The organism is Priestia abyssalis (assembly GCF_002019595.1).
GTDB lineage: Bacteria > Bacillota > Bacilli > Bacillales > Bacillaceae_H > Bacillus_BA > Bacillus_BA abyssalis.
In genome coordinates, this window is the sequence record NZ_KV917370.1 from 1 (window position 1) to 11,628 (window position 11,628).

At 39.0% G+C, this 11,628-nt stretch carries 10 protein-coding genes, 1 rRNA gene and 1 other annotated feature (1 of these 12 only partly in view); all 11 genes read left to right on the plus strand.

What is annotated here, in order from left to right; translation table 11 throughout:
- Nucleotides 1–115 (plus strand): 5S ribosomal RNA (gene rrf, locus BK575_RS27060).
- Between the two features lie 258 nt (nucleotides 116–373).
- Nucleotides 374–835, plus strand: coding sequence for a CtsR family transcriptional regulator (locus tag BK575_RS27065; protein WP_078414982.1), 462 nt, complete (start codon nucleotides 374–376; stop codon nucleotides 833–835).
- A gap of 42 nt (nucleotides 836–877) precedes the next feature.
- A complete protein-coding gene (locus BK575_RS27070) occupies nucleotides 878–1,426 on the plus strand; it encodes a UvrB/UvrC motif-containing protein (RefSeq protein ID WP_078414983.1) in 549 nt (182 codons plus the stop codon).
- Between the two features lie 3 nt (nucleotides 1,427–1,429).
- Nucleotides 1,430–2,521 carry a protein arginine kinase gene (locus BK575_RS27075; RefSeq protein ID WP_078414984.1) on the plus strand — a complete coding sequence of 364 codons (1,092 nt, stop codon included), beginning with the start codon at nucleotides 1,430–1,432 and terminating at the stop codon, nucleotides 2,519–2,521.
- A complete protein-coding gene (gene clpC / locus BK575_RS27080; RefSeq protein ID WP_078414985.1) occupies nucleotides 2,522–4,963 on the plus strand; it encodes an ATP-dependent protease ATP-binding subunit ClpC in 2,442 nt (813 codons plus the stop codon).
- A gap of 88 nt (nucleotides 4,964–5,051) precedes the next feature.
- Nucleotides 5,052–6,428, plus strand: a complete 1,377-nt coding sequence (gene radA, locus BK575_RS27085; RefSeq protein WP_078414986.1) for a DNA repair protein RadA — start codon at nucleotides 5,052–5,054, stop codon at nucleotides 6,426–6,428.
- 2 nt (nucleotides 6,429–6,430) lie between these two features.
- Nucleotides 6,431–7,510: a DNA integrity scanning diadenylate cyclase DisA gene (gene disA, locus BK575_RS27090; RefSeq protein WP_078414987.1), complete on the plus strand. Its 1,080-nt coding sequence runs from the start codon at nucleotides 6,431–6,433 to the stop codon at nucleotides 7,508–7,510.
- Nucleotides 7,511–7,628: 118 nt separating this feature from the next.
- The gene (locus tag BK575_RS27095; protein ID WP_078414988.1) at nucleotides 7,629–8,720 is read left to right on the plus strand and encodes a PIN/TRAM domain-containing protein; all 1,092 of its coding nucleotides are present in this window, start codon (nucleotides 7,629–7,631) and stop codon (nucleotides 8,718–8,720) included.
- Nucleotides 8,721–8,855: 135 nt separating this feature from the next.
- The gene (gene ispD, locus BK575_RS27100) at nucleotides 8,856–9,545 is read left to right on the plus strand and encodes a 2-C-methyl-D-erythritol 4-phosphate cytidylyltransferase (RefSeq protein ID WP_078414989.1); all 690 of its coding nucleotides are present in this window, start codon (nucleotides 8,856–8,858) and stop codon (nucleotides 9,543–9,545) included.
- Between the two features lie 12 nt (nucleotides 9,546–9,557).
- Nucleotides 9,558–10,037, plus strand: coding sequence for a 2-C-methyl-D-erythritol 2,4-cyclodiphosphate synthase (ispF, locus tag BK575_RS27105; protein WP_078414990.1), 480 nt, complete (start codon nucleotides 9,558–9,560; stop codon nucleotides 10,035–10,037).
- A gap of 87 nt (nucleotides 10,038–10,124) precedes the next feature.
- Entirely contained in the window at nucleotides 10,125–11,582 is a 1,458-nt protein-coding gene (gene gltX / locus BK575_RS27110; RefSeq protein WP_235867523.1) for a glutamate--tRNA ligase, read from the plus strand.
- 44 nt (nucleotides 11,583–11,626) lie between these two features.
- Nucleotides 11,627–11,628: a binding site (T-box leader), on the plus strand (it continues 223 nt past the right edge of the window).

Consider the following 11,628-nt stretch of genomic DNA (forward strand, 5'->3'; position numbering starts at 1 on the left):
CTGGTGATGATGGCGAAGAGGTCACACCCGTTCCCATGCCGAACACGGAAGTTAAGCTCTTCAGCGCCGATGGTAGTTGGGGGTTTCCCCCTGTGAGAGTAGGACGTTGCCAGGCAATAAAAAAAAGATTAGTCAAATGACTAATCTTTTTTTTATTTTCACACACAATTAGGCGAAGGAACTAATATAATTAATACTATAGATAATACATATTTTGGTTTTCTTATGTGATTTTTAGGGAATAGGTTTTGAAAACATAAAAATTTGGTAACTATAGAAATGGAAAGATGAGAGCGAATGCTTGAAAAATTTTTTTATAAATTTTATATTATAAATAAAGTCAAATATAGTCAAAGTCAGAAGGAGAGGCGTAATGCGAAACATATCTGATATTATCGAGCAATATTTAAAACAAATTCTTGATTTAAGCCAAAAAGATGTTCTTGAAATTAAGAGAAATGAAATTGCTGATAAATTTCAATGTGTTCCCTCGCAAATTAATTATGTAATTAACACTCGATTTACGTTAGAAAGAGGATATATGGTAGAAAGCAAACGAGGTGGTGGAGGTTTTATTCGAATCATAAAAGTAAAATCTCATGATGCATCTCATTTATTTGAACAAGTCCTTAGTATTATCGGAGGTCAAATTTCTCAAACAAGTGCAGAAAATCTTATTATTCGTCTAGTTGAAGAGAATGTAGTTACTAAGCGAGAAGCAAAAATCATTTTAAGTGTAATGGACCGTTCAGTTATAGGAGTTGATTTACCATATCGTGACGAGTTAAGAGCTAAATTGCTTAAAGCCATGTTGAACGCTTTGCGATATAAATAATTTTAAACTCTAATGTAATTTGAAACTGGGAGAGGTGACGCAATGGTTTGCCAGCAATGCGGTATAAGGCCAGCTACTTTACATTTTACTAAGGTAATAAATGGGGAAAAATCTGAAATTCATTTATGTGAACAGTGTGCAAAAGAAAGTGGAGAAATGTTTATGATTCCCGGAAGTACAGGTTTTTCTATTAACAATTTGTTAGCAGGTTTGTTAAATATGGACTCATCGCTTCAAGAATCTTCTACTCATGCATTTGCTCACAGTGAAGTTCTTCAATGTCCCAATTGTAAACTTACTTATCGTCAGTTTTCCAAGTTTGGAAGGTTCGGCTGTTCACAATGTTATGCTACATTTGAACAATCTCTTACTTCTTTTTTAAAAAGGCTGCATGGGGGTAATCATGTCCATATAGGAAAAATTCCAAAGAGAATTGGAAGTAATCTTCATTTTAAAAAGGAATTAGAGAAACAAAAATTGAAATTAAAAGAATATATTGCAGAAGAGGAATTTGAAAAAGCTGCAATTTTACGAGATGAAATTAGAGAGTTAGAAAAAAGATTTCGAGCAAGTGGGGAGGGAGAGGCATAAAAGATGGCGCAGGAAGCATTTTTTAATCAAGCAATTAGTTCTTGGATGAGCCAATCTGGACCTGATTCTGATATTGTATTAAGCAGTCGGATTCGCTTGGCAAGAAATTTAGATTCACATCTTTTCCCTACACTTTCAAGTAATGAACAGGCTTTAGCAATTATTAAACTTTTTAAAGAAAATTCTATGATTTCTTCTCATCCAGTATGGAAGTTTCAACTGCTGGAAATGGTAGATTTAAAGCCCTTAGAGAAGAGAGTATTGGTTGAAAAGCATTTAATTAGCCCGCAATTAGCTGCAGAATCCAATTTAGGGGCTTGTTTACTTTCTGAAAATGAAGAGATCAGCATTATGATAAACGAGGAAGATCATTTGCGTATACAATGTTTATTTCCAGGTCTCCAACTTTCTGCAGCCCTCAAGGAGGCAAACGAATTAGATGATTGGATTGAACAATATGTAGATTATGCGTTTAGCGAACAAATAGGTTATTTAACAAGTTGTCCCACCAATGTCGGAACGGGATTGAGAGCATCGGTTATGATGCACTTGCCTGCTTTGGTACTGACACGGCAAATGAATCGTATTATTCCTGCCATTAATCAACTTGGATTAGTGGTTAGAGGAACATATGGGGAAGGCAGTGAAGCGCTAGGTAATATATTTCAAATCTCTAATCAAATAACATTGGGGAAGTCAGAGCAAGACATTGTAGAGGATCTCAATAGCGTCGTTCAGCAAATTATCGCGCAAGAAAGATTGGCTAGGGATGCTTTAGTGAAAACATCTCACATAGAATTAGAAGACCGTGTCTTCCGTTCTTACGGAACACTTCTTTATAGTCGAATTATTGAATCAAAAGAAGCTTCTCAATGTTTATCGGATGTTCGTTTGGGGATTGATTTTGGTTATATACAAGACGTTCCTCGAAGCATTCTAAACGAACTGATGGTCATGACACAGCCAGGGTTTTTACAACAATATGCGGGAGGAGCCTTAAGGCCTGATGAACGCGATATTAGAAGAGCTTCTCTTATTCGCGAATGTTTAACATTCAGGAAAGTAAATCCAACAAATACGGAGGGTGATGAATAAATGATGTTTGGTAGATTTACAGAGCGTGCACAAAAGGTCTTAGCCTTAGCACAAGAAGAAGCATTAAGACTAGGGCATAATAATATCGGCACAGAACATATTTTATTAGGAATTGTACGTGAAGGAGAAGGGATTGCTGCCAAGGCACTATTGGCTCTTGGCTTAGGGGCAGAAAAAATCCAGAAGGAAGTAGAGTCCCTAATTGGCCGCGGCCAAGAAATTACACAAACCATCCACTATACGCCGAGAGCTAAAAAAGTTATTGAATTGTCAATGGATGAAGCTCGTAAACTCGGACATTCTTACGTAGGGACAGAACATATTTTATTGGGGTTGATACGTGAAGGAGAAGGCGTGGCTGCTCGAGTATTAAATAATGTAGGTGTAAGTCTCAATAAAGCAAGACAACAAGTTTTGCAATTGCTGGGAAGCAATGAGGCTACTTCCAGCCATCAAGGGGGAAATGCAGCGAATGCTAACACTCCAACTCTTGATAGCCTTGCGCGTGATTTAACGGTTATCGCACGTGAAGGAAGGTTAGATCCAGTTATTGGGCGCAGCAAGGAAATTCAGCGAGTGATTGAAGTGCTGAGCCGCCGCACTAAAAATAACCCAGTGTTAATTGGGGAGCCGGGTGTAGGAAAAACGGCAATTGCTGAAGGGCTGGCACAACAAATTGTAAACAATGAGGTTCCTGAAATTTTACGAGATAAGCGTGTCATGACCCTGGATATGGGAACAGTGGTAGCGGGAACGAAATACCGAGGGGAGTTTGAAGATCGCCTGAAAAAGGTGATGGACGAAATTCGTCAAGCAGGAAATATTATTTTATTCATTGATGAACTTCATACATTGATTGGAGCGGGTGGTGCAGAGGGAGCCATTGATGCATCTAATATTTTAAAGCCATCTTTAGCCCGTGGTGAGCTTCAATGTATTGGTGCTACTACTCTTGATGAATACCGTAAATATATTGAAAAGGATGCAGCACTTGAGCGTCGCTTCCAACCAATTCAAGTGGATGAACCGACTACAGAAGAGTCTATTCAAATTTTACAAGGCTTACGAGATCGATATGAAGCCCATCACCGTGTTTCTATTACGGATGAAGCCATTGAACAGGCCGTCAAGTTATCTGACCGCTATATTTCTGATCGATTCCTTCCTGATAAGGCTATTGATTTAATTGATGAGGCTGGCTCAAAAGTACGTTTGCGTTCTTTTACAACGCCGCCTAATTTGAAAGAATTAGAGCAAAAATTAGAGTCTGTGCGCAAAGAAAAAGATGCAGCCGTTCAAGGGCAAGAGTTTGAAAAAGCGGCTTCTTTACGTGATACAGAACAAAGATTACGTGAGGAATTGGAAGAAACGAAAAAAGTTTGGAAGGAAAAACAAGGTCAAGAAAATTCTGAAGTGACAGTAGAAGACATCGCGATGGTTGTTTCTAGCTGGACTGGAATTCCAGTCTCTAAGCTAGCTCAAGAAGAAACGGATCGTTTATTAAATATGGAAGAAATCCTGCATTCACGTGTAATTGGTCAAGAGGAAGCCGTCAAAGCCATTGCAAAGGCTGTGCGCCGTGCCCGTGCAGGATTAAAAGATCCGAAAAGACCGATTGGATCATTTGTCTTCCTAGGGCCGACAGGAGTTGGGAAAACAGAATTAGCTCGTGCATTAGCAGAGTCTATGTTTGGTGACGAAGATGCTATGATTCGCATCGATATGTCTGAGTATATGGAGAAGCATTCTACATCTCGCCTTGTCGGTTCACCTCCAGGATACGTAGGCTATGAAGAGGGAGGCCAATTAACGGAAAAAGTAAGAAGAAAACCTTACTCCGTTGTACTGTTAGATGAAATTGAAAAGGCCCATCCGGATGTATTTAATATTCTCTTGCAAGTATTAGAAGATGGGCGTCTGACAGATTCAAAAGGACGTACAGTTGATTTCCGAAACACAATTTTAATCATGACATCTAACGTAGGAGCAGATACTTTAAAACGAAATAAATACGTAGGCTTCAATGTACAAGATGAGAGTCAAGATTATAAGGATATGAAGGGTAAAGTGATGGGGGAACTTAAACGTGCGTTCCGTCCTGAATTCTTAAACCGTATCGATGAAATCATTGTATTCCATTCTTTAGAAAAGAAACATTTACAACACATTGTTACATTAATGTCTAAACAATTAACAACGCGTTTGAAAGAACAGGAAATTGAGCTTCAATTAACAGATAGAGCAATCGAAAAAATTGCTGAAGAAGGATTCGATCCAGAATATGGGGCCCGTCCACTTCGCCGTGCTATTCAAAAGCATATTGAAGATCGTTTATCTGAAGAGTTATTGAAAGGTGAAATCCAAAGAGGTCAAAAAGTGGAAATGGATGTAGCTGATGGTGAATTTATTGTTCGAGCGACAGAAGTCAGCGGAATTAGTTAATAGGACAAAATAGATTATGAACAACAGGCATACGTTTATGAGTCGTATGCCTTCTTTTTTCTCAAAATATATACAGCGAGGTTAGAGCATGGCAAAGAAAAAAACAAAATTTATGTGTAACGATTGCGGGTACGAATCCCCGAAGTGGATGGGAAAGTGTCCAGGTTGTGGAAAATGGAACACAATGGTAGAAGAAGTAGAACAAGTGACCTCAAATCGCAGAGGGGCCTTCACAGGAGCTACTGCTTCTGTATCTTTAAAACCCCAATCTATCAGTTCCATCGAATCTACTAGTGAACCGAGAATTTTTACGAAGCTAGCCGAATTAAATAGGGTGTTGGGCGGAGGAATTGTTAAAGGTTCTTTAGTATTAATAGGTGGGGATCCTGGGATTGGGAAATCCACACTTCTTTTACAAACATCTGCTCAATTAGCAGAGAGTGATTATAAGGTACTTTATATTTCAGGAGAGGAATCTACAAAGCAAACGAAGCTTCGGGCTGACAGGCTTGATATTAATGCTCCTCAGTTATATGTCCATTCAGAAACAAATTTGGAGCTTATTACTCACATCATCTCTGAGATGAATCCAGATTTTGTAGTCATTGATTCCATTCAAACGATTTATCATCCAGATATTACATCGGCTCCCGGGAGTGTATCCCAAGTCAGAGAATGTACGGCGGATTTAATGAGAATTGCTAAAACGAAAGGAATTGCAATCTTTATTGTCGGGCATGTTACAAAAGAAGGAGCTATCGCTGGTCCGAGATTATTAGAGCATATGGTGGACACAGTGCTGTACTTCGAAGGAGAGAGACATCATACATATCGAATCTTAAGAGCAGTAAAAAACCGTTTTGGTTCTACAAATGAAATGGGAATCTTTGAAATGAAGGAAGTAGGGCTGGAAGAAGTATTGAATCCTTCTGAAATCTTTCTTGAAGAGCGTTCTCAGGGAGCAGCTGGTTCAATTGTTGTTGCGTCTATGGAAGGAACAAGACCCGTTTTGGTAGAATTACAAGCATTAATTAGTCCGACCAGTTTTGGGAATCCGAGAAGAATGGCCACAGGTATTGACCATAATCGAGTCTCACTCATCATGGCAGTATTAGAGAAGCGGGTAGGTCTTTTATTACAAAATCAAGATGCCTATTTAAAGGTAGCTGGAGGAGTAAAGTTGGATGAACCAGCTATCGATTTGGCTATCGCGGTCAGTATTGCTTCCAGCTTTCGAGACGTTCCTTCCCATCCAACCGATGTAGTGATTGGTGAAATCGGATTAACGGGAGAGGTACGCCGTGTTTCTCGTATTGAGCAACGTGTCCAAGAGGCCGCTAAACTGGGGTTTAAACGAGTCATTCTTCCAGAGAAAAATTTGGGAGGATGGAGTGTTCCAAAGGGCGTAGAAGTTGTGGGGGTTTCGACTGTAGCTGAGGCACTGCAGTACACACTAGGGGGATAGGAATGGACAAGGAAAAAGAAAAAGTCAATGACCAACAAATCTCTGAGATTTTGAAACTGGTGGCACCAGGAACGCCGATCAGGGAAGGAATTGATAATGTATTAAGAGCTAAAACAGGAGGCTTAATTGTTTTAGGTTATAACGATCAAGTAAAGCATCTCGTAGATGGCGGATTCTCTATCAATTGTATATTTACCCCTGCACATTTATATGAGTTGGCTAAGATGGATGGGGCTATTATTTTAAATGAAGGAGGGAATAAAATTTTATTCGCCAATGCACAGCTTATTCCTAATCCTTCGACTCCTTCTTCGGAAACGGGTATGCGCCATCGGACGGCTGAGCGAGTAGCGAGACAAACGGGGGCTTTGGTGATTGCCATTTCTCAAAGAAGGAATGTTATTACTTTATACAAAGGTTCCCTCCAGTATGTTCTGAAAGATATTGGTGTCATTTTAGCAAAGGCTAACCAAGCTTTGGAAACATTGGAAAAGTATAAATCTGTGCTGGATGATTCCATTAACAATTTAACCGCTTTGGAATTTGAAGAGCAAGTGACGCATGTGGAGGTCATTCAATCCCTGCATCGTATTGAAATGGTTCTACGAATTAAAAATGAAATCTTAAGTTATATTGGAGAATTAGGAGTGGAAGGGCGTTTAATCCGCTTACAGATGAATGAACTATTAGCCGATGTAGAGCAAGAGGCTGTGCTTCTCATGAAAGACTATACGTTTGATCCTGAACAAGATCCGTATAAAATTATTGCCAAGATGCAAGAGCTTTTTAATAATGTACTGCTGGATGATCAAACCTTGCTCCGCCTGATGGGTTATCCTGTTTATACGAGCTTTGAGGATTCTGTCCAGCCCAGAGGATATCGGATGCTTCATAAAATTCCTCGTCTTCCAATCATCATTATTGAGAATCTAATTGAGCAATTTGGTCATTTAAAAGGTGTGTTCAATGCGTCAGTAGAAGAGCTTGACGAGGTAGAGGGGATTGGAGAAATTAGGGCAAAAAAAATCAAAGAAGGGTTAAAGCGGTTAAAAGAGCAATATTTTTTGAGTAGAAAAATTTGAAAGCGGGGGAAATGTTCTTTATAAAACATAACATTTTAGTTACAAATTATACTTTAGAGCAAATAAAAGGTTTCAATCATTGTAAACTGTTTATAATGAATAAAAGGGAGGTGAGTACGTGTTAAAACGTATTGTACAATTATTCTTTATCATCACAGGCGGAACACTAGGTGTGTTTTTTATACCAGAACTTATAGATTTATTAAATATACAAGGTATTACTTTCTTAGAAAAATCATATGTTCATGCTGTGTTGGGGGCATTGCTTTTTTACATCGTGACATTTTGGATTGTAGATTATGTCGTCAACTTCATTCGCTGGTTTGAAGAAACATTAGTGAAAGCTCCAGTGACAGATGTGTTATTCGGAAGTTTAGGGTTAATCCTTGGGTTAGTGGTGGCTTATTTAGTGGTATTGCCTTTAAAAAGTATCCAGATTCAAGTGGTCAACACCGTGCTCCCAATCTTCTTAACCATTTTATTAGGTTACTTAGGTTTCCAAGTGGGGTTCAAAAAGCGAGATGAGCTTGTCAGCCTTTTCTCTATTCCCGCTCGTATCGGAAAGAAAAAGGCACAGGAAGAAGAGCAAGAAGTTGCAGCTAAAAAGCTAAAGATTTTAGACACGAGTGTTATTATTGACGGACGCATTGCAGATATCTGTCAAACAGGGTTTCTAGAGGGGATCATGGTTATTCCCCAATTTGTGTTAGAAGAGCTTCAACACATCGCTGACTCCTCCGATGTATTAAAACGAAATCGGGGAAGAAGAGGATTAGATATTTTAAACCGAATTCAAAAAGAGCTTTCAATTAAAGTTGAGATTTATGAAGGCGATTTTGATGAGATCCAGGAAGTGGATAGTAAGTTGGTGAAATTGGCGAAATTAACTTCGGGTGTAGTTGTAACAAATGATTTTAACTTAAATAAAGTATGTGAACTGCAAAATGTAGCGGTGTTAAATATCAATGATTTAGCTAATGCAGTAAAGCCGGTTGTATTACCCGGGGAAGAATTAAATGTACTTGTCATTAAAGATGGAAAAGAGCATAATCAAGGTGTTGCTTATCTGGATGATGGTACAATGATTGTAGTAGAAGATGGAAGAGATTATATTGGGAAAAGTATTGATGTGCTGGTAACGAGTGTATTGCAAACATCAGCGGGGCGAATGATTTTTGCCAAACCTAAATTACTGGAGAAAGCGCTATAAAGTAAAAGGTCCAGTTTTGTACCGTTGATACTAATATGAAGTGGAATCTATTGTAGCGGGCGGTTTACCCCTATTGTAATAAAGGGGAGCCGCCCGTTTAAACGGGATAAAGAAAAAGGTAGAGGGGAAGGCTTTATGAATTATAAGGTAGTGATTCCTGCCGCCGGTCAAGGAAAGCGGATGAAGGCCGGAAAAAATAAACAGTTTATTAAACTGCGTGACATTCCTGTCATTATTCATACTCTTCGAGTGTTTGAGCAGGATACTTGGTGCGAAGAAATTATTTTGGTAGTTAATCAAAATGAACTGGAGCAGTTTCAAGAGCTTTTGTCTTCTTATCATATCAACAAAGTTTGTTCCCTTGTAATAGGAGGGGAAGAGCGCCAGCATAGTGTATATAATGGATTAAAAGCCTTAAAAAATGAAGGGATCGTATTAATTCATGATGGCGCTAGACCATTCGTAACAAGAGAAACGATTCATCGATTGGTACGTGTTGCATCTGAGGAAAAAGCAGCAGTGCTCGGAGTTCCGGTGAAAGATACGATGAAGAGGGTTCAAGATGGGTATATTATAGAGACTATTGAACGCTCCAGCTTGTGGGCCATCCAAACGCCACAAGCTTTTCTTGTTCCATTCATTAAGCACGCTCATGAACAGGCAAAAAAACAATCATTCTTGGGGACAGATGATGCCAGCTTAGTTGAACAATTAGGTGAGCGAGTGGCCATTGTAGAGAGTGATTATGATAACATCAAATTAACAACTCCGGAAGATTTATGGTATGCTGAAGCCATTCTACAAAAAAGAGAACAAATAAAGTAAGGTGGGAGTAAGATGAATATTCGAATCGGACAAGGATTTGACGTGCATCAATTTGCTGAGGGGAGACCCCTTATTATCGGAGGAATCGAAATTCCGTATCATGTCGGATTATTAGGGCATTCAGACGCAGATGTATTGTTACATACCATTTCTGATGCTTTATTAGGGGCAGTTGCTAAAGGTGACATTGGTAAACACTTTCCAGACACAGACCAAGAATTTAAAGATGCAGATTCTGCTGAATTATTAAAGCAAGTGTGGAATATGGTAAAGGCAGATGGATATGAACTAAGTAATGTAGATTGTACCATCATTGCTCAAAGACCTAAAATGGCACCGTATATTGACGCGATGAGAGAGAGAATTGCCGCCTTGTTAGAGGTAAACATTTCTCAAGTAAACGTTAAAGCAACTACAACAGAGAAATTGGGCTTTACAGGACGAGAAGAGGGGATTGCGGCCCAAGCGGCTGTACTTGTTTATCAAAAATAAAGCAGACGTTCTTTGCCAAGCTGTTGTTTGGTGTTAAAATAAGCAAAGATAATACATATGATAGATAAATTGGAGGGCACTCAAATCATGTCAAATGAAGTACGCGTCCGTTATGCGCCAAGCCCGACTGGACATCTCCACATCGGAAATGCGCGCACAGCATTATTTAACTACTTGTTTGCAAGAAACAAAAATGGAAAATTTATTATCCGTATTGAAGATACCGATAAAAAGAGAAATATTGAAGGCGGAGAAGAAAGCCAGTTGAAATATTTAAAATGGCTTGGTATTGATTGGGACGAGAGCATTGATATAGGCGGAGAATATGGACCGTACCGTCAATCAGAACGAACAGAGGTTTATCAAAAATATACAGAGGAGCTCCTTGAAAAAGGACTAGCTTATAAGTGTTACTGTACAGAAGAAGAACTGGAGCAAGAACGTGAGCAGCAATCTGCACAAGGGCAAACACCGCAGTACTCAGGCAGATGCCGCCATTTAACAGAAGAACAACGTGCAGAATTAGAAAAAGAAGGGCGTCAACCGAGTATTCGCTTTGCTGTGCAAAGTGATCGTGTATATACGTTTAATGATATGGTAAAAGGTGAGCTATCATTTGAAGCGAATGGTATCGGTGACTTTGTTATTGTAAAAAAAGATGGCACACCAACCTACAACTATGCAGTAGCGGTTGACGACCACTTAATGAAAATGACTCATATTTTACGCGGGGATGATCATATTTCCAATACACCTAAACAATTAATGATCTATGAAGCGTTTGGGTGGGAAGCTCCTGTTTTTGGACATATGACGTTAATTGTTAACGAAAGCCGTAAAAAATTAAGTAAGCGTGACGAGTCTATTATTCAATTCATTGAGCAATATGCAGATTTAGGTTATTTGCCTGAAGCATTATTTAACTTTATTACACTTTTAGGATGGTCTCCAGGGGGAGAAGAAGAACTTTTCTCTAAGGAAGAGTTCATCAAAGTTTTTGATGCAGAGCGTCTTTCTAAATCACCAGCATTATTTGATACTCAAAAGCTTCGTTGGATGAATAATCAGTATATCAAGCAGTTAGAAGCCGATCGATTAGTGGCGCTTGCTCTCCCACACTTGATTAAAGCTGGTAAGGTAGAGGAGAACATAGATGAAGAAAAGAAACAGTGGGTGCACGACCTCATTGTTCTTCACCAGGAAAAAATGAGCTATGGAGCGGAAATCGTTGAGTTAACGGATTTGTTCTTTAAGCAAGATATTGAATATAATGAAGAAGCGAAAGAAGTATTAGCAGAGGAGCAAGTACCAGAAGTGCTGAAGGCCTTTGCCGAAGAGCTTAAATCATTAAACGATTTCTCTGCTGATGCGATTAAAGCGGCAACAAAAGCAGTGCAAAAAGGGACTGGACATAAAGGGAAAAAGTTATTTATGCCGATCCGTGTAGCGACAACCGGTCAAACACATGGACCAGATCTTCCACAAGCGATCCATTTGCTTGGAAAAGAAGCAGTTTTGGCTCGTTTAGAGCGAGTTATTGGTTAACAATAAAGAAATTTTATAATATAGTAAGTATATATTTATACGATTG